General features: G+C 43.8%; 15 protein-coding genes. 8 read left to right on the forward strand and 7 right to left on the reverse strand.

Features of this window, described 5'->3' with window-relative positions; translation table 11 throughout:
* Nucleotides 1-411: 411 nt before the first annotated feature.
* Entirely contained in the window at nt 412-2,316 is a 1,905-nt protein-coding gene (locus tag IM456_RS18215) for a polysaccharide biosynthesis protein (RefSeq protein ID WP_287693293.1), read from the forward strand.
* A gap of 333 nt (nt 2,317-2,649) precedes the next feature.
* Here the strand turns inward: IM456_RS18215 and IM456_RS18220 are convergent, their stop codons facing one another.
* The gene (locus IM456_RS18220; protein WP_079205920.1) at nt 2,650-2,838 is read right to left on the reverse strand and encodes a hypothetical protein; all 189 of its coding nucleotides are present in this window, start codon (nt 2,836-2,838) and stop codon (nt 2,650-2,652) included.
* A 203-nt stretch (nt 2,839-3,041) separates the two neighbouring features.
* Here IM456_RS18220 and cobW point away from each other — a divergent pair, with 203 nt between their 5' ends.
* The 5 genes from cobW (at nt 3,042) to IM456_RS18245 (ending at nt 9,521) form a co-directional block, all read left to right on the forward strand.
* Nucleotides 3,042-4,076: a cobalamin biosynthesis protein CobW gene (gene cobW / locus IM456_RS18225; protein WP_149987849.1), complete on the forward strand. Its 1,035-nt coding sequence runs from the start codon at nt 3,042-3,044 to the stop codon at nt 4,074-4,076.
* An 878-nt stretch (nt 4,077-4,954) separates the two neighbouring features.
* Nucleotides 4,955-7,006 (forward strand): M3 family metallopeptidase, encoded by a 2,052-nt coding sequence (locus IM456_RS18230; RefSeq protein WP_149987850.1) that lies wholly within the window; start codon nt 4,955-4,957, stop codon nt 7,004-7,006.
* A 339-nt stretch (nt 7,007-7,345) separates the two neighbouring features.
* Nucleotides 7,346-7,591, forward strand: coding sequence for a hypothetical protein (locus tag IM456_RS18235; RefSeq protein WP_253881369.1), 246 nt, complete (start codon nt 7,346-7,348; stop codon nt 7,589-7,591).
* Nucleotides 7,592-7,730: 139 nt separating this feature from the next.
* Nucleotides 7,731-8,063 carry a DUF4164 family protein gene (locus IM456_RS18240; RefSeq protein ID WP_149987852.1) on the forward strand — a complete coding sequence of 111 codons (333 nt, stop codon included), beginning with the start codon at nt 7,731-7,733 and terminating at the stop codon, nt 8,061-8,063.
* A 105-nt stretch (nt 8,064-8,168) separates the two neighbouring features.
* Complete coding sequence (locus tag IM456_RS18245) at nt 8,169-9,521, forward strand: TIGR03279 family radical SAM protein (RefSeq protein WP_287693292.1); 1,353 nt, start codon at nt 8,169-8,171, stop codon at nt 9,519-9,521.
* Between the two features lie 235 nt (nt 9,522-9,756).
* Here the strand turns inward: IM456_RS18245 and IM456_RS18250 are convergent, their stop codons facing one another.
* A complete protein-coding gene (locus tag IM456_RS18250) occupies nt 9,757-10,551 on the reverse strand; it encodes an MlaE family lipid ABC transporter permease subunit (protein WP_287693291.1) in 795 nt (264 codons plus the stop codon).
* 186 nt (nt 10,552-10,737) lie between these two features.
* On the opposite strand from IM456_RS18250, the gene IM456_RS18255 reads away from it, so the two are divergent.
* Nucleotides 10,738-11,922 (forward strand): class I SAM-dependent rRNA methyltransferase, encoded by a 1,185-nt coding sequence (locus tag IM456_RS18255; protein ID WP_149987855.1) that lies wholly within the window; start codon nt 10,738-10,740, stop codon nt 11,920-11,922.
* Here IM456_RS18255 and IM456_RS18260 read toward each other — a convergent pair.
* The gene (locus IM456_RS18260) at nt 11,889-12,299 is read right to left on the reverse strand and encodes a VOC family protein (RefSeq protein ID WP_287693290.1); all 411 of its coding nucleotides are present in this window, start codon (nt 12,297-12,299) and stop codon (nt 11,889-11,891) included. The genes IM456_RS18255 and IM456_RS18260 overlap by 34 nt on opposite strands.
* A 420-nt stretch (nt 12,300-12,719) precedes the next feature.
* On the opposite strand from IM456_RS18260, the gene IM456_RS18265 reads away from it, so the two are divergent.
* A complete protein-coding gene (locus tag IM456_RS18265; protein WP_002758498.1) occupies nt 12,720-13,529 on the forward strand; it encodes an SDR family NAD(P)-dependent oxidoreductase in 810 nt (269 codons plus the stop codon).
* A gap of 61 nt (nt 13,530-13,590) precedes the next feature.
* Here the strand turns inward: IM456_RS18265 and IM456_RS18270 are convergent, their stop codons facing one another.
* The 4 genes from IM456_RS18270 to IM456_RS18285 all read right to left on the reverse strand — a co-directional run bounded on the left by IM456_RS18270 (nt 13,591) and on the right by IM456_RS18285 (nt 19,311).
* Nucleotides 13,591-14,457, reverse strand: a complete 867-nt coding sequence (locus IM456_RS18270; RefSeq protein ID WP_287693294.1) for a 6-pyruvoyl trahydropterin synthase family protein — start codon at nt 14,455-14,457, stop codon at nt 13,591-13,593.
* Nucleotides 14,458-14,796: 339 nt separating this feature from the next.
* On the reverse strand, nt 14,797-15,042 hold the full coding sequence (locus IM456_RS18275) for a type II toxin-antitoxin system HicB family antitoxin (RefSeq protein ID WP_149987858.1): 246 nt from the start codon (nt 15,040-15,042) through the stop codon (nt 14,797-14,799).
* Nucleotides 15,029-15,283 (reverse strand): type II toxin-antitoxin system HicA family toxin, encoded by a 255-nt coding sequence (locus tag IM456_RS18280; protein ID WP_045362753.1) that lies wholly within the window; start codon nt 15,281-15,283, stop codon nt 15,029-15,031. Before IM456_RS18280 ends, IM456_RS18275 begins: the two co-directional genes overlap by 14 nt.
* A 41-nt stretch (nt 15,284-15,324) precedes the next feature.
* The gene (locus tag IM456_RS18285) at nt 15,325-19,311 is read right to left on the reverse strand and encodes a magnesium chelatase subunit H (protein ID WP_287693289.1); all 3,987 of its coding nucleotides are present in this window, start codon (nt 19,309-19,311) and stop codon (nt 15,325-15,327) included.
* Nucleotides 19,312-19,968 lie beyond the last annotated feature (657 nt).

A 19,968-nucleotide genomic window follows, 5' to 3' on the forward strand; every position in this document is an offset into this window, starting at 1 on the left:
ATCCTTATCCGGCAAGAGACTTAATTGATTAGTTCGCTCTAGATCGAAAACAATTAACAAAAATCGCCAAATGTCTTTCTCTATAAGAGTTTTATTCCTTGTAACCCTGTACGTTGCATAAGACAAACCGAAGAGCCAAAAGTCTTGACAAATACCGCCACTTGACATAGTTGGATTTGGGTGATATCATTTGCCGAAAGACGGGCAGCTCGGCAGCTCTACTGTTATCAAGAAATATTGGCTCTTCTCGTTTCTGTGTGGAGGGAAGAAGAATAGGGATAACTTGACAGAAATATAGTCTTCAAAGCCTTACCTAGCAAGACTACTAGAAACGATAAACACTGATTATCACACCAAGTCGGGGAGAGCCAAACACATCATTTTATCTAAAATTAATTAATCAATTGGATAATGTATAGAAAACTGGCCAACAAAATCCTTAAATTAGCTAATTCCCTATCTAGGTCATCGAAGCGATCTCTTTTAATTGTCACCGATTGCCTTATTTTTAGTCTAACCATCTATCTAGCCTTCTCTCTCAGGTTTAATCTTAGCCTCGAATATCAGCAAATTAGACCTTTTTTAGGGGAAATATTGGGCTTAATTGCCATTAAAACTCTAGTTTTCTATCTCAAAGGTATTTACCGTCCCGTAGTACGTTATACAGGATTAGAGTTTCTTTCGTCCGTACTGCAAGCGGTTCTCTATAGTTCAGGGGTTTTAATCAGTCTGGCCTACTTTCAAAGGGATGCCTTTTTGCCGCGTTCAGTCCTGATTATCGACGCATTGTTAACCCTAGTATTGGTTATCGGGGTGAGATTGTTGATTCGTTCTATCTTTCACCGTCTTAATATTTACGTCAGTAGTGTGGATAGGGAACCGACAATTGTTATCTATGGTGCGGGGGTTGTGGGTTGTCAATTAGCACGTTCCCTACAAAATGACCCCCACTATCGTTTATTGGCCTTTGTTGATGATAATCCCGATTTGCAGCAGCGAGTGATCCAAGGCATTAGGGTTTATTCCCCCTCTCAATTGACACTACTGCACCAAAAACGGGCCTTTGACTGGGTTGTTCTCGCTATTCCGAATGTAGCCAAGGCCAAAAAGCGGCAAATCATCGAAAGTCTAGAAACTTTACCCATCGTCATTAAAACCGTCCCTCCCCTCTCAAAAATTTTATCGGGAGAAGCGGCCATCAATCAGATTCGCAGTGTCGATGTCTCGGAATTATTAGGACGGGAAGAAATTCTACCCCATCCCGAACTTTTGGGAAAAAATGTCACGGGTAAAGCGGTGTTAGTCACCGGGGGTGGCGGTTCCATCGGTTCGGAATTATGCCGACAAATCGCCTTCCTCAAGCCAAAATGCTTGGTAATCTACGAATTAAACGAGTTTTCCCTCTACAAAATCGATCTCGATTTAAGTGAAAATTATGCCGATTTACGCAAGTATGCCTATCTAGGCAATGTTCTCGACCGCAATCATCTGGCCCGAGTCATCCAACAACACCAGATTGAGACAATTTATCACACGGCCGCCTATAAGCACGTTCCCCTTGTGGAAGCCAATGCTAGTCAAGGGATTTACACTAATGTTTGGGGGAGTTTAAATGTCGCTCAGACCGCGATCGAGAATTCAGTTAGTAATTTAGTTCTCATTTCCACCGATAAGGCCGTCAGACCGACTAACATTATGGGGGCCAGTAAACGCTGTGCTGAGTTAGTTATACAAGCTTTGGCCGCTTTACCCGACACTTCCACCTGTTGCGCTATCGTCCGCTTTGGCAATGTTCTCGATAGTAGCGGTTCCGTGGTGCCGCGTTTCCGGGAACAAATCGCCCAACGTAAGAATATTACCCTCACCCATCGCGATATTATTCGCTATTTTATGTCTATTCCAGAGGCGGTGCGTTTGGTTATACAAGCAGGAGCCATGGCCCGAGGGGGTGAGGTATTCCTGTTAGATATGGGTGAACCGGTAAGAATTTACGATTTGGCCCTACAGATGATTCGTTTAAGTGGCTTGGAATTAGGACAAGATATCGATATTGAAATCACAGGATTAAGACCGGGGGAAAAACTCTACGAAGAATTATTGATCGATACCGATAAAGCTCTTCCCACCTCTCACCCAAAGATTTTTTGCGCTCATGAACACTTTCTTGCTTGGGACAAATTGCAAATCAAATTAGAGCAACTGCTTAATTATATTCAAGTTAATGACCGTCAGGGCTTAGTTAAGTCCCTACAAGATTTAGTTCCCGAATACCGGCCACCGCAGCAAATAGCCGGTCATTTGTCAAGTAAAAAGTGAAAGAAAGGAGTTTTAGCGAGTGCATCCCACATTTGCAGAAATACCGACAATTAGCAATTATCAGTGACTCTTAAATTAGTACAAAAATATGAACAATCGCGTGTAAGCATCCCACCGAAAAACTAATGCGCTCCGGGGTTTGGTCCCCAACGGGGGGTTTGGGTAGGGTTGATTCATGAATCAACCCTACTATCACTCAACCCTAGGGTTGAGTGATAAAACCGAAAGTAACGCCCAATTTTAGGAGAAAGTTTCCCCTTAAAAATCCCAAATTAGTAGATTTACAAAAATGAGATGCACCCGTTTTAGATATCCTCTTTTTCACCAAATTTATTAATCTAATTGAACCGAATGCTCTTGTTTTAACTGCTTTTGGATAGCTTTTACCGTCTGCTCAATTTTATTGATTCCGCGAGAAGAAGGCCGATTTACTCTATCAGCTAGAGGAGAAGTTTGTTGAATAGCAATGCTTAAATAAAGAGGAAAAGCGAGGGTAAAGGCTAAAAAAAGACGTTGTAACATGATCCACTCCCACAAAAGTTCTTCAGCGATTATTTTAGCCGGCTGAAACTTTTACCAGAATAACGACTAACTAGGAAAATTTCAGCTAGTTTGTGACAGTCCGGCAATTGGTGGGGCAATCCTAAAGAATTAGCGCTGAAACCCTCAACCCTAGACCGAGAGTCTGATAGATTGATCTAGAAACATGATCGATCGCTCTATCTATGCACAAAATTCCAGTTACTGTGATCACGGGTTTTCTGGGTGCGGGAAAAACTACCCTCATCCGTCATCTACTGCAAAATAATCAAGGCCGACGGGTGGCCGTTATGGTCAATGAATTCGGAGAAGTGGGAATTGATGGTGATTTGTTGAAAAGTTGTCAGACCTGCGACGACAACCCCAACGATAATATTGTGGAACTGACCAACGGTTGTCTTTGCTGTACAGTACAGGAAGAATTTCTCCCCACCATGCAGAAATTGCTGGAGCGACGGCAACAGTTGGATTGTATGCTGATCGAAACTTCGGGGTTAGCTTTACCTAAACCTCTGGTTCAAGCTTTTCGCTGGCCAGAAATCCGCAACGGTGCGACGGTGGACGGAGTAATCACCGTGGTGGATGGTTTTGCTGTCGCTAGGGGTCGTCTGGTGGCGGATTTGGACGCTTTAACAGCACAAAGGCAAGCAGACCCCAATTTAGAACACGAAACGCCCATTGAGGAGTTATTTGAGGATCAGTTAGCCTGCGCTGACCTGGTACTCTTAACTAAAACCGATCTAATCAGCGAAATTGAATTAGAAAAAATTATTAATTGGCTGAAAACACAACTGCGATCAACGGTAAAAATAGTTACTTGTGCCGATGGACAAATTAGCCCCGATGTGCTATTGGGATTTAATGCCGCCGTCGAGGATAATTTAGCTAGTCGTCCTAGTCATCATGATCACGAGGAAGAACACGATCACGATGAGGAGATCAATTCTGTGCAGTTTTGCCTCGATTCTCCCGTAGATGCCCGAATTTTGACCCAACGGCTCAAAGAATTGGTGGCCCGAGAAGAAATCTATCGGGTCAAGGGATTTGTTAACGTGGCCAATAAACCGATGCGTATGGTGTTACAGGGAGTCGGCGATCGCTTTGATTCTTTCTTCGACCGACCCTGGCAATCCACGGAAATGCGGCAAACTCGCTTGGTCTTTATCGGCCGCTCCCTCGATAGTCAGAGAATCGAGCAGGCCTTAACTAGGGTTTGCTGAATAAATGTGAAATGTAGGCAAGGTAAGAGTTTTGTGGCTTTTCTCGCGAAACAGGTGCAAGATTTTGAGAGAATCGTCGTTCAAAACCTTGCGTCTTCATCGGCCCGCGTCCTGTAGGGGCGAAGCATTCGGGCAATAACCTATCGGTGAAACTGGAGATTTTCTAACCGAATGCTTCGCCCGTACTTTTTGCCGCAAACCCTAACTAGGGTTTGCTGAAGAAGTTTTTCCTAGGGACAGGGTGTGGGGTAGGGAGATTATTTTTATTTATTCTCCCCTCTCCCTTCTCCTTTCTCCCCCTCTACAATAATTACTCGCAGCCAGAAATACGTTGGGTACTATCATACTTTGTGCTTTTTGTCAAAAAAACTTTTTTTTTGCAATAAAACTACACAAAAAAAAGATCATCGTTGCTGGTGAAATTGACTGATTTACCCGTCTTAATTAGGATCACCTTCTAGGTGTGGCAAGGGTTTCAACCATTGCTGCCCAAAAAAGCACAGAATAACCCACTGTGAAATTCTATCAAATCGCTGTAACCCTTGTAACATCGTTGTTAAATAAAAATCTTTCTCAATTAATTTTTAAGAATTTGTAAATATTGCGGAATGTTAATTTAAATATTCTCAAGTTTTTGCAGTCAATAAATAATTTTTGCTTATCTTTGGACCACATTGGGTTAGGAGTCAGGAGTCAGGAGTCAGGAGACAGGAGTCAGGAGATTATTTTATTTATTCTTCCCACTTCCCCACACCCCACACCCCACACCCCACACCCCACTGAAAAAGCTCCGGCAATCGATCGCCCAGATAGATGGTCAGGGATTTAGGTTAGGGTGGTAAAAGATACAGATTACCAACCCTTCCAGACCAACAATTATGACGAACACCAGTAACCCGCTGCTTGCCGGTCAAGGATTACCGGCTTTTGACCAAATCCAACCCGGCCTGATTGTCCCTGGCATGACGCAACTTTTGCAGGAACTGGCCAGAGAATTAACCGATTTAGAAGCGCAGATTATCCCCACCTGGGAAAAATTGGTCGAACCCCTCACCCGGATCGAAGAACGTTTAAGCTGGAGTTGGGGGATTATCGGTCATCTGATGGGGGTAAAAAATAGCCCGGAATTGCGTCAAGCTTACGAAACCGTACAACCACAGGTAGTCGAGTTTATTAGCCGTTTAAGCCAAAGTAAACCCATTTATGAGGCATTTTTGTCCCTGCGTCAAGGGGAAAGCTGGGGGCAATTAGACGAGGCACAACAGCGCATTGTCGAAGCTTCCCTGCGGGATGCCCAATTGGCTGGGGTAGGATTGGTAGGGGAGAAAAAAGACAGATTTAACGCGATTCAACTGGAATTAGCGGAAATCACCACGAAATTTTCTAATAACCTCCTCGATGCCACCAAAGCTTTTCAACTGAAACTAACAACCCCAGAAGATATCGCCGGTTTACCCCCTAGTCTCCTCAGTTTAGCCGCCCAAACCGCCCGCACCCAAGGAGAAACTAACGCCAGCAACGAAACTGGCCCCTGGGTGATTACCCTCGATTTTCCCAGTTATTTCCCCTTTATGAAGTACAGCGATAATCGGGAATTGCGGGAAAAACTCTATAAAGCCTACGTTAGTCGGGCTGATCTGGGAGAATTGGATAATAATCCCTTAATCGATCGCATTTTGCAACTTCGTCAGGAACAAGCCCATCTACTAGGTTATAGTACCTACGCCGAGGTCAGTCTTGCCCGCAAAATGGCCAATTCTGTGGATGAAATCGAGAAATTGCTTGACAATTTGCGCCAAGTAAGCTATGAAGCGGCAAAACAGGATTTAGAGGCCTTAAAAACTTTTGCGGGAACCGACGATCTCAAGCATTGGGATATAGCCTATTGGTCAGAAAAACAGCGTCAGGCCAAGTTTAACTTTAGTGCCGAGGAATTACGCCCCTATTTCCCCCTACCACGGGTTTTAGAAGGCATATTTAGCCTCGCTAAACGGATTTTTGGGGTAGAAATTATCGCCGCCGACGGTAAAGCACCTATCTGGCATCCTGATGTGCGTTATTTCCAGATTAACGACGAAAAGGGCGAAAAAATCGCCTATTTCTACCTCGATGCCTACAGTCGTCCCGCCGAAAAACGCGGCGGCGCTTGGATGGATGTCTGTATCGGTCGCGCCAAAACCGGTGCCGAGGTGCGTTTACCTGTGGCTTATTTAATCTGCAATCAAACGCCTCCAGTGGACGGAAACCCCAGTTTAATGACCTTTGAGGAGGTAACTACCCTATTTCACGAATTTGGCCACGGTTTACAGCATATGTTAACCACTGTGGACTATTCCGGCGCAGCGGGTATTAATAACGTTGAGTGGGACGCGGTGGAATTGCCCAGTCAATTTATGGAAAATTGGTGTTATGATCGCCCTACTTTAATGAGTATGGCCAAACACTACCAAACCGGCGCAACTCTCCCCGAACATTACTACCAAAAACTGCTTCTAGCTAAGAACTATATGAGCGGTTCGGCCATGCTGCGTCAGCTACATTTGTCTTTAGTAGATTTGGAATTACACCATCGTTATCAACCCAATGGCGGCGAAACTCCTAAACAAGTTAGACAGCGTTTAGCGGCGACGACGACGATAATTCCTCCCCTACCGGAAGATGCTTTCTTGTGTTCTTTTGGGCATATTTTCGCCGGCGGTTATGCGGCGGGTTACTATAGTTATAAATGGGCAGAAGTCCTCAGCGCCGATGCTTTTGCCGCTTTCGAGGAAGTGGGATTAGATAACGAAGAAGCAGTGAAAGCGATCGGTCGCCGTTTTCGCGATACTGTCTTAGCTATGGGGGGAAGTTCCCATCCTATGAATGTTTTTAAAGCTTTCCGCGGTCGCGAACCCAGTACCGAACCTCTCCTCCGTCATAGCGGCTTATAAAAGTAGTGGACTGTTTCAACTAAAATAGGGCAAGAGATTTCGGCTTAAAGTCTTAGATTATAGAATTTATAGCATTTTTCTAATACACCAAATTAGCTGAAACAGTCCAGTAGGGTCCGTTACGCTACGCTAACGCACCAAAAACCTTTCTTTGTGGTGCGTTACGGCAATATTTAGCTCTTGATTTTTTCCCTGGGAACAAGGGATTGCCTAACGCACCCTACTTGACTAATTAACATTTTTTTATAAATAGGCTCTCAAACTTACTGTAAAAATAGACAATGATAATTTACAATACTATTGTTCTATACATCACCAATCTAGCCTTTGATAAAATTTATGGAATCATCTCCTCTACCGATTCATAATCCAGCCGAACGTTTATTAATTATCCTACAAAGATGTTCTCAAGACGAAACTAACGAATCAGTTCAAACAGTTTTATCAAGAGCCATGGAAGTGAAAAATGATCCCGATTCTTTTTATCAAGGTTTTGGTAAATTGCTAGAACTTATTTCTCACATTTTTCTTCAAACAAACAGTCTTCCTATAAAAGACTTATGGAAGAAATTAGGGATAAATTAATTAGTTTATTAGGCAAGCTTGAACGGTGTTGGTGGTCAACTTCTTCCTTCTTCCTTCTTCTGAAACTTGGAGGCAAAAATCAGCGATACTGATATTGAGATCACGATGGTGAATCCAGAAGAGATCAAGGAGACAGAAAATGGCTAACGAAACCGTCACTTATTCCCTAGAAGCAGTTCTGACAAGGATTGAGGGGAAAATCGACTCTCTGGAAAAACGGATCGATGAGAGATTTGACAAGGTAGATAAGAGATTTGATAAGATAGAAGAAAGGTTGACCAAAGTGGAAATAGGACAAGTCGAACTCAAAGGGGAGATTAAAGCCTTAGATGAGCGACTAACCACAGAAATTAAAGGGTTAACTGCAATAGTCGCCTATCAGGAATTTACCAATCGGGGGATTCTCATCGCTCTGGTTGTGGCCATTTTAGGAGGGGCTGCGAAACTTTTTGGTTTTTTCCCCAATCCCTAACAGCGATCGCCCTAAGCTGCTGTAGAATTAACTTGACAAATATTAAAACGCAGCCGAAGACTCTCTGGGAAATGCAGTTAAATAATTGGATGGCGACCTAAAAATATGAGTGAATTAACTATTCGTCCAGCTAAAATTAGTGGTGTCATCCCGGATTCGATCGCCGCCGAGGTGGGTTTTGAAATTGGGGATGCGCTCGTCTCTATCAATGGTAATCGTCCCCGGGACTTAATCGATTATCAATTTTTATGTGCCGATGAATTTTTAAACCTAGAAGTGCTTGATAGTCAGGGCAAAACTCACCGGATAGAAATCGAAAAAGATTATCATGAAGACTTAGGTTTAGAGTTTGAAACTGCCCTCTTTGATGGCTTAATTCAGTGCAATAATAAATGTCCTTTTTGCTTTATCGACCAACAACCAGAGGGCAAAAGAGAAACTTTATACTATAAAGATGATGACTATCGCTTAAGTTTTCTCTATGGCAGTTATTTAACCTTAACTAATCTCACCTCAAAAGAATGGCAGCGGATCGAAAAGATGCACATATCACCGCTTTTTGTGTCCGTTCATGCCACGGAACCCGATCTGAGAGTTCGTCTCTTAAAAAATCCCCGCGCTGGTCAAATTTTAGACCATTTAAAATGGCTACAAGCCAGACAATTACAAATTCATGCCCAAGTGGTAGTTTGTCCCAATATTAATGATGGAATTCATCTCGAAAGAACCCTGTTAGATCTGATTTCTTTTCATCGGGGAGATATTCCCTGTGTGGAGTCGATTGCCGTAGTTCCCGTGGGATTAACCCGCTTTCGTCCCCAAGAAGATGAATTAATTCCCGTTAGCCAAGAAAAAGCGCGAGAAGTCATCGAACAAGTCCAAACTTTACAGAAACAATTTCTTCAAGAATTTGGCAGTAATGTGGTGTGGTTAGCCGATGAATGGTTTTTAATTGCCCGAGTCGATTTACCACCTCAATCTCACTACGAAGACTATCCCCAAATCGGTAACGGGGTTGGCTCGATTCGTCAATTTCTTAGGGATTTCCAGAAGACAGCCAAGAAGTTATTACCTGCTCAAATTAATCCTTCTAGACGGTTAATATGGGTAGTGGGAAATGCGGTAGAACAAGCTTTTCAACCCCTAGTTAAACAGTTAAATAATCTGCGAGGTTTAACCGTGGAATTAGTGGCTTTAAATAGTGATTATTGGGGGCAGGAAATCACGGTTACGGGTTTATTAACCGGGCAAGATATTCTCAAAGGATTACAAGGTAAAAATCTTGGGGATGGGGTTTTATTACCCTCCCTCATGCTCAAGCATGGGGAATCGGTATTTTTAGATGATCTCACCCTAGAAACTGTTATTAATCAGTTAGGAGTCCCTATTTATCCAGTCCTGGGAGTGGAGGAATTAATTAAAACTTGTCTCACTCTCAATCCCTTGAACAAATCCTAATCTTGAGAATAGACAATTATCAGTAATCGGTGATCAGATTTGAGTTTTTAAGTAGGTGGGTGGAATTAAATATAAGATGAACGTAGGTTGGGTTGAAGCATGAAACCCAACTCCCGCATGGGTTACGCTACCGCTAACCCATCCTACAAATAATTGTGCCTCCCTACTTAGTGAGCGGTATTAAGTAGAAAATTGCCGTTTTCTTGGCACTGATCACTGATTACTGATTACTGTCTTAGCCTAGCTCCGCATTACCTGTCCCTTGAAACATCAGCCAAGAGAGGAAAAAATTAGCCACAAAAATCGCTAATAAAGAAGTTACCACAGCCGTGGTAGTAGATTGACCAACTCCTTTAGCACCGCCGGTGGTAGTTAAACCCCAACTGCAACCGATAATAGCAATTAAAACCCCAAAAATTAGGGACTTTAACATAGAACTAATTAAATCCCATGTTTCCAGAAAATTTTGGGCTGATTGTAAGAATAGGGAATAGGAAATGCCGTAAAGACTATCAGAAATAAATAAACCACCGAGTAGCCCTGTGACTAAAGAGATAATAGTGAGCAGGGGTAACATTAAACTACAGGCAATCACCCGGGGAATGACCAAATAATCGATCGGATCGGTTTTTAAAATATATAAAGCGTCAATTTGTTCTGTTACTCGCATTGTACCAATTTCGGCGGCAAAAGCCGAGCCAACTCTCCCCGCCACCACCACCGCGGTTAAAACCGGGGCTAATTCTCTTGTTAAAGCCAAGGAAAGGACTCCCCCAACAAAACTACCCGCCCCAAAAAAAATAAATTCTCTGGCTACCTGAATAGTGAAAACCATACCCACAAAAGCAGCCGTAATTAGGGCAATTGTCAAGGATTCTGGCCCAACAATACTCATTTGTTCAAGAGTATTACGCCGGTGGATTTTGCCATTAAGAATATGTAAAAAAGTTTGTCCCGCTAATAAACCAGCAGCCCCCAAACGTTGAAACCATAAACTTAAACCACTGGCAGCATCACTTTTTCTTGGCATTTGTCGAGGGACTATCGCTAAAATCTAACTTATTATAGGCGAGAATTCCCTCTGATTATCCCTCGATTGTTGGGACTTGCTTTGATGCCACTCGATCGAGGGATAACAAACCATGGTTTTGTGCTGCTGGCAGGGGATAATAGAATTATCTAGTAGCCGTCAGCTATCAACCCTGATTCTTTATCCATGCCAGATTTAGCGAAAATTATCCTGAGAAACCATAAAATTGATGCTGTTAAACGATTCCATCCTTGGATATTTTCCGGGGCGATTAAAGAGATGGAGGGAGGAGTCAAAGAGGGTGCTATCGTAGAGGTTTATAGCGATCGAGGCGAATATCTAGCCACTGGACTGTATAATCCCAGCAATATTGCCGTTAAAATTCTTTCTTTCCAAAAAGTCAGCGATATTGCTCAATTATTTCTCGAAAAATTCCAGAATGCCTATCAGCTGCGGCAACAAATCGGTTTAGTGGATAACCCGAAAACTAACTGTTATCGCTTAATTAACGCTGAAGGAGACGGTTTACCCAGTTTAATCGTCGATTGGTACAATGGCACGGCGGTTATTCAAGCTTATTCCCTAGCTTTATACCAACGTCTCGATCTGATTGTCGATTGCCTGAAAACTATCTACGCTGACAATTTACGGGCAGTTTACGATAAAAGTGCCGCAGTTTTGGCGAAAAGCGCCCATATCTCCGAGAATAAATACTTATTTGGTCAAAAAAACGGCAATGAGGTGTTAGAATCCGGCCATCGCTTTATTGTTGATTGGGAAAAGGGACAAAAAACAGGATTTTTCCTCGATCAAAGGGAAAATAGAGCAATATTAGCCCAATATTGCCAGAATAAACGGGTTTTAAATACTTTTTGTTACTCTGGTGGCTTTTCCGTCTATGCTATGCAAGCGGGGGCTGCCCTAGTCCATTCCGTTGATAGTTCCCACGGTGCGATCGATCTTACCGAAAAAAATATCGCCCTGAATAATCTCGGTGAAGTTCCCCATCAATCCTACAGCACCGATGTTTTTAACTTCCTGCACGACTGTCAGGAGGATTACGATCTGATTGTTCTCGATCCCCCCGCTTTTGCCAAAAGTATCCAATCCCGTCATCAGGCGGTTATGGCTTATAAAAGATTAAATTACCAAGCTTTCCAGAAAATTCGCCCGCAAGGTATTATTTTCACCTTTTCCTGTTCCCAAGTGGTTAACGAAGAACATTTTCAGGGGGCTGTCATGGCGGCAGCCATTGAATCGGCTCGCCCAGTGCGAATTTTAGCACGTTTAAGCCAACCGGCAGACCATCCCACCAGTATCTATCACTCGGAAGGTTCCTACCTGAAAGGATTGGTTTTAGCGGTGGATTGATGGAAAATTAAACGATTACCATCGGGATCATAGATGTAGATTTCCGGACCGTGGGAAGCCTGGCTAATTTCTCCCCTAGCACCATAGCCGATTTCGCTCCAATGCTCGAGGGCTTTTTCGAGACTCTCCACCTCGAAACAAATGCTCATGCCACTGCCCCTAGAATCGCTAAATTCGTCTCTGTGGGACTCTTTAGGGCAAAAAAGACCTAATTTAAGGTTAATCAGCCTAAATTCCGCATAAACGGCGGCAAGGTAGGGGTTTGGTTCCTGTTGCAACAGTTGACGATAAAACTGTACCGAGCGCTCGAAATCACTCGTTCCTAGGGCAATAAAAGCCTCTGTGTAATTGAATGGACTATCGGGGGGGTTATTCATTGGGGTTGGGGATTAGGAGAGAGGAGCAAGTCCTGTAGGGGCGAAGCATTCGGCATAACCTATCGCTGAAACCGTAGATTTCCTATCCGAGATATGCTTCGCCCCTACTTTTTCACCATACCCTACCTATATCTGCAAGTCCCCTGGGACTATTTCCATCCGATCGAGGATCACCCTGAGCGTTCATCCGATCGAGTGATTTTGGGGAAAAAGTGTTAAAAAAGATTGCTGTTTGTAAAGACAACTGTTACCGTGGGTTCAAGAGTGCGCTTTGAAGGAGGAAAAATCCCATGCACCCTAACCTATCCATCTATCCCTCGATTGCTTCGCTACTTATGTAGGGTATAGATGCACAAATCAAAGATTTCAGAAGCAAAACCAATAAATTCCCGTACTGTTGCTTAAAACAGGAGTTTGATCATGAAATTACAGGGAAAAACTGCCCTAGTCACGGGGGCATCCCGGGGTATTGGACGAGCGATCGCCTTAGAATTAGCCCGACAAGGTTTAAGCAGAATTGTGATTGTTGCCAGAGATCAAGAGCGATTAGAAAAACTAGCCAAAGAAATTGAGTCCCTAGGGGTCATTGCCACACCTTTAGCCCTAGATTTAACCGAAAATGACCTTGTTAGTCCTTCAATTATCCGCGTTTGGCAAGAATGCCGCGGCATCGATATCCTCGTTAACTGTGCCGGTATTGCCCATCAAACCCCCTTTCTACGCTCGCAATTTTCGCAAGTGCAAGCAGAAATATCTTTAAATCTGATGGCCCTGTACACGGTTACTCGCTTAATTGCCCGCCGGATGGCAATTCGGGGACAGGGAACGATTGTCAATGTTTCCAGCATGATGGGTAAAATTGCCGCTCCTAGCTTTGCTACCTACTCGGCCACCAAATTTGCCATTTTGGGTTTTAGTCAAGCTCTCAGGTCGGAATTACGGGAACACAACATCAAAGTTGTCACCCTCTTACCCTCTTTAACCGATACGGATATGGTGCGAGAATTGCAGTTATTTCGATGGTTAAAACCGATGAGCGCCGAAGAAGTCGCCCAAACCCTAATTACCGGGTTAAATAGGGACAAAACGGAAATTGTCGTCGGTTGGCAAAGTCATCTAGCTCTTTGGTGTCAAAAATTGGCCCCGAAACTGCTCGAGAAAATTGTCGATTTAGCCTCTCCCTTACGCCAAAGCAAAGGAAAGCGAGGATGGCGAGAAGTGTTTAACTAGGGTTTAATTAAATCCATCAGGGTGAGCCATGCTCACCCTAATCACCTTAACTAACAGGCAATTAAACGGCTGTCAGGGTTTTTTCTAGAAGTTGTCGGGGAGCTTGAACCAAACCACGACAGTGGATTTCCGCAGAATTATTGGGACTTTCAATCAGTTTAACTTTATCTAATTGGGCTCCTAATTGGCGGATCCGTTCCCCTAATAGTTGAGCGATATGTAGGGCAATATTTTCCGCGGTGGGAACCACTTCGGCAAAGTAGGGAATATCCTTATTTAAAAAAGTATGATCGAAGGGTTCTACTACCAATTCATCGATCGCTTTTTGTAAATCCCCTAGATCCACAATCATACCGGTACGGGGATCGATTTCTCCCGCCACGGATACTTCTAGGTGATAATTATGGCCATGACCGTTTACCCTGGCGCATTTGCCGTAGATTTCCGAGTTTTGTTCCAGGGTTAATTGCGGTAAAGCCAAACGATGAGCGGCACTAAAATGGGTTTTGACGGTTAAAGTTGCTTCCATATCTTTTCCTTGATATTCTGCCCACAATTCGGGGTGTTCAAATAGTTGAATTTTGACTAATGGTAAATAGGGTGCTAATCTTTGCCAGATAACTCTGGCGATATTTTCTGTGGTGGGTAGGGTTTGCTGAAATTCCGGCCAGACTTGATTGAGATAGGAGTAGTCTAATTGACTGGTTATCTCTCGTTTAATTACCTGTTTTACGGTGGAGAGATTCTCCACCATGCCATAAGGATTGAGTTCTTTGTATAGGGAGACGTATAATTCGTAATTGTGACCATGACCGGGAAAACGGCTACCAAGACCAAAAAGTCTTTGATTTTCGGCTTCGTCCCATTCTGGTAGATAATAGCGATGGCTGGCTGAAAACCGCGCTCGACGATTGATGATGCAATCCATAAATGTGGGCGATCGATGACTTTGTAAAGTTACGTTAAGAGCAACTTTTTCTAGCATAAACCAGTTTTGTCTCCTCCGGCTTGCGGACCGGAGAAAGTTATCCCTCAATTCCGGCAGGATGCGATCGCTGTGAGTCGAGAGTGAGAAAATTTATCTTTGAGAAGGTAAAGGAATTGCTTTTTTACCACTAAAATAAACTTTCTCTATCCATAACTTTCTAGCTCCCTCAATTCTTCTTTAGGAGCAATCGAGATGGGATACTTTAGTGGGCAAAAAAGTAAATTCGTAGGTCGGGTTGAGGTGACGAAACCCGACAGAAACCCTCTGGTATTTTTTGAGTTATCTTTGAGAAGGCATGGGAATTTCTTTGTTACCACTAAAATAAACCGTCTCTATCCATAATTCTCTCGCTTCTTCAATATTAATAATCACTTCCTCTAAAGTTTCCCCCTGACTCATACATCCGGGTAAATCTGGAATTAGTGCCGTGTATCCGCCTTCTTCTTCGGGATAAATTGAAATCGGATATTTAAGAGATAAAAAGTATTCTAGAGGTGGACGTTTCAGTGCTTTATCGGTTGTCATCTTGCCAATTCTCCAAATCTAATACTTTAACAATCTCTCTAAGGTAAGTTCGTTTAACTTTATTTCCTCCCTTCTTCGGAATAATCATCACGTCTCCCGAATCATTTTCAAAAGCGTGGTGGCTACCTCTAGAGCGAATTTCTCTATATCCGAACGCTTCTAAAAGATATTTTACTTCCTCGAAACGAACATCGGGAGGATAGGAGAGAATTTTTTCAACTAATTTACTGAGTTTACCCATTGAAATAATTAAGGTGGGCAATGCCCACCTTACTTTAGATTCTACTCGATTCCTTCGATACGGTCCTCCACTTCTTGATAAAGTTCCTGTAAGCGGTCTAAATTCTCTTGAGAAGTTTCCCAGTAACCGCGACCATTAACTTCTAGCAGGGTTCCCACCATCTTGCGGAAAGAATTAGGATTGAGATTCATCAGACGCTGACACATTTCCTCATCTTGAATAAAGGTGGTGTTCACATCCTCATAAACCCAATTATCCACCGCATCAGCAGTTGCCGACCAACCCATGGTATTAACCAAACGCTTCGATAATTCTCGGACTCCTTCGTAACCGTGACTTAACATTCCCTCGTACCATTTGGGATTGAGTAACTTGGTGCGGGTGTCCAAGCGCACGGTTTCCGATAAAGTACGCACCTGAGCGTTAGCGGTGGTAGTATCGGCAATATAGGCCGCCGGTTTTTTGCCATCATCGCGTAAACTAGCGACAACTTTTGTCGGATCCGAGTCGAAATAGTGGGAAACATCGGTTAAACTAATCTCGCTAGAATCCAAGTTTTGGAAAGTTGCCTCCGCAGTTTTTAAAGATGCTTCAAACAACTGACGATTATCGGCCATCATCCCCGGATTATCAGAGTCGAAAGCAAAACCCTTGCGGTTGAGATACATATTCTGTAACTCTTTTTCATCTTCCCAACTGCTATTTTCCACCGCGAGATTGATATTAGAAGAATAGGAACCAGAAGCATTAGAAAAGATGCGGGTGGCTGCCTGTCGAACCGTTAAACCCATTTCTTTTGCTTGTTCAATAGCGTGTTTGCGGACATAATTCATCTCCATCGGTTCATTTGCTTCTGCGGCCATTTTTACGCCTTGGTCAAGCAAGTTCATCTGATTGATAAATAAATCCCGGAAGACACCAGAACAGTTGACCACCACATCAATGCGCGGTCTTCCTAACTCCTCTAGGGGAATTAATTCCAGTTTATTCACCCGTCCCAAAGCATCGGGAACAGGACGAACCCCCACCATCCAGAGAATTTGTGCTAGGGATTCCCCGTATGTTTTGATATTATCAGTTCCCCAGAGAACACAAGCGATGGTTTCAGGATATTTACCGCCATTATCCAGTTTTTGCCGCTCTAACAGACGATCCACCACGATTTTAGCCGATTTTACCGCCGCTAGGGTCGGGATAGACTGGGGGTCTAAAGCGTGGATATTTTTACCCGTTGGTAAAACTCCGGGGTTACGGATGGGGTCGCCACCAGGGCCGGGAAGAACGTATTCCCCTTCCAATGCTTTTAATAGGGCCCCTAATTCATTATCAGCACAGACCTGTTCTAAACAGAATTCTAGGTATTCAAACAGGGGTTTTAACGCGACCGGATCAACTTTTGGATAACCCATCTCCTGTAAAGTTTCGATCCAAGGCGATTTCTTGCCTATATTCAAGAAATTCAGCTTAGAAAGCATCGATACTCGACCTTCTGCGTCGGTTTGGGACTTGACTAAAGTTGCAACGGCAGCGCGAGTCGCTAGGGTGATGTTTTGCAGTAATTCCACATCCTCTAACACACCTCGATCGCTATTGCGATAAACTTCCTCTAGATCCCGGCCGATGCTGTTGGCAATAATCCGGGGTAAGGAGAGTAAATCGTCTTCTTCCCGGTCTAAACTGGCAATATTGACCAAAGTTGCCACCGCTTCGAGCGCCGAGGGAGGTTTCCCAATAACGTGAAGTCCGCAGGGAAGCAAGCGCGATTCAATTTCCATCAGTTTACGATAGACCGAACCGACAATATTATCCCGTTCCTCTTGACTGAGATGGGCGGTATCACCATCAGGTAAACTTATATCTTTGTCGAGATTGACTAATAAACATTTATCGACAATGGTATTGACAATTTGCACCCCACGCCCACTATCTTTCAGGGTTTGGTAGGAACCGATCAACTCGCTTAGTTCTTTTAACCCTTTGTAGAGTCCGGCATTTTCTGCGGGGGGAGTGAGATAGGAAATAGTTTCCGCATAACTGCGACGTTTAGCGATCGTCGCTTCGCTGGGGTTATTAGCGGCATAATAGTAGAGGTTGGGAATCATCCCGATGAGGTTATCGGGGTAGCATTCCCCAGACATTCCCATCTGTTTCCCCGGCATAAATTCTAGGGATCCGTGGGTGCCAAAATGAAGAACCGCGTCTGCTTTCCAGACTTGATTGAGATAGGTGTAGTAGGCTGCAAAACCGTGGTGGGGACTAGCAGAACGAGAAAATAGCAGACGCATGGGATCCCCTTCATAACCGAAGGTGGGTTGAACCCCAATAAAGACATTACCGAATTCTTTGCCGTAGATTAATAGATTTTGTCCATCACTGTTGAGGTGTCCCGGTGGTGGTCCCCAATTTTCCTCTAAACGGACGGAATAGGGGGTTAAGCGTTCGTATTCAGGTACGGACATCCGATAGGCGATATTTAGCTCTGGACTATGGTATTGTGCGGTGGCATCATGGATTACCGCTTCCATCAGTTCTCGGGGAGATGCGGGTAAGTCCTGCAAGTCATAACCATTATTTTGTAACGCTTGCATCACCTCGTAGATAGAACCGAACACATCTAGATAGGCTGCGGTTCCCACATTCCCTTTATCGGGGGGGAAACTAAAGACGGTGATGGCGACTTTTTTATTGAGTTTCGGTTTCTTTCTTAGGTTAGCCCATTTTAGCGCCCGTTGAGCGATCGCTTCTACCCGATCCTGTAAAGCGATCGCTTTACCCGTGGCCCCATCCCGGCCCGATAATATAATAGGTTCGATCGCACCGTCTAATTCCGGAATAGCAATCTGTAGCGCCACTTGAATCGGGTGTAACCCCAAATCGCTTTCTTCCCATTCCTGGGTGGTTTGGAAAACTAGCGGTAACGCGCACATATAGGGACGATTGAGACGTTTTAAGGATTCTATCGCTTTCGGGTGATCTTGTCGCGCTGGACCTCCCACTAAAGCAAATCCCGTCAGGGAAATTACCGTGTCAACGATGGCAACCGCTTCCACTCCTTTTAAGCTTTTATCCCAGAAGTATTCTTCTACGGGTTTGGAAAAGTCTAATCCCCCAGCAAAAACGGGAAGGACTCGCGCACCCATAGACTCGAATTCCTGCACGAGAGCGACATAATGAGCGTCATCACCAGTAACGAGGTGAGTTCTCTGTAAAATTAAGCCAACACAGGGAGCTAAGGGGTCTTTGAGGTCATCGGGAATATCACTGCGGTTATTGTACCAAGTGAAGTATTCCTTGACATCCTCGAACATTTTCATGGATAAAGGATGCCAGATACCCAGATCCGGATAAACTACCGGTTCCTTGTAAACTACACTGTCATCCTTGTTATCGAAGACGTACTTATCGGCCAACATTAACAGGAAGTTCTCTAAATTTTCTGCGGAACCTCCTAGCCAATACTGGAAACTTAACATAAAGTTACGTGCGTCCTGAGCTTTTTCCATGGGGAGGTATTTCAGGACTTGCGGTAAGGTTCGCAATAACTTTAACATCGCGTCTTGGAAACCAGCGCCAGAGTTTTCCCTGCGCTTTTTCATAAAGTTAGCGATGACACTCTTAGACTGTCCCAATTGTGCAAAAGAAAAGCTGCCTAACTTATTTAAGCGCATTACCTGGGGCATAGAGGGAAAGACGATCGCTGCGTCTAATTGATCCCGATGGGGACTGACAGCGGCCACAACTTTATCGGCTAAATCTTCGATAAAGATGAGAGAAGCAATGAAAATATTAGCTTTGGCTACATCCTCCTGAAAATTGCGATAATTTTCCCCATCGCGCAGTTCTTCGATTAAATAACCACTAATTTCGATCGCTAGTTTTGGGTTGTTAGAGTTGATTTCCCTGACCGCACTACTCAGCGCACTTTGGTACTGAGGTTCTAGCACGACATAGACCACCTTGACCAGCGATCGACCATTCAACGCGTCGGGAACTATGTGACGAATGGTGGACTTGACGTGAGTGAACATATATGATGGTTCTCCTTAGGATTGCTGAGTCTGGTATGAAGTGATTTTCGTCATCAGATGACGATCACCCTTTGCTTAAGGTATTTAGATATATATGTTTCTGTTTTGTATCAGAAAATGTCACCCTAATGAGCATTTACTCTGGGTTTTGACACAATTCGATAAATATCTTGCCATATTTTGTAACAGATGGTAAAGAGCTTTCTGAGCAAATGCTCAGACTTTTCTTTACAAAAATTAATATTTAATCTATTGACTTTTTTAATTAAAAGTGGTATTTGATAGCAACTCGGAGGAGATTTCGCTGTTAACACATGATGATGAGACATCTGCAAGTGCTATAACTCGATCAAGATCAGCTTTTTGTCCTTGTCCTAGACCTCTGGTAAAAATCAAAAATTGTTGTTAGGGACTTGCGCTTTGATCATGTACCTTTTGGGCGAACGCAGTTCGCCCCTACATTTTCGACAAAATCCGTTACTGTAGGGGCGCAAGGAACCTGCGCCCTCCGATCGCTCAGGTTTGCTGATCACCCTAAGTAGGGGGAGAGCCTTCGAGAGCCCCCTTCCTCTTAGGGACTTGCGCTTTGATAATATGCCATCTGGCTGGTCTGATTCTTCTACAGAGCGATTTCCTGGCTGGGATATTATTCCCACG

The organism is Microcystis sp. M079S1, from assembly GCF_020246425.1.
Classification (GTDB): domain Bacteria; phylum Cyanobacteriota; class Cyanobacteriia; order Cyanobacteriales; family Microcystaceae; genus Microcystis; species Microcystis aeruginosa.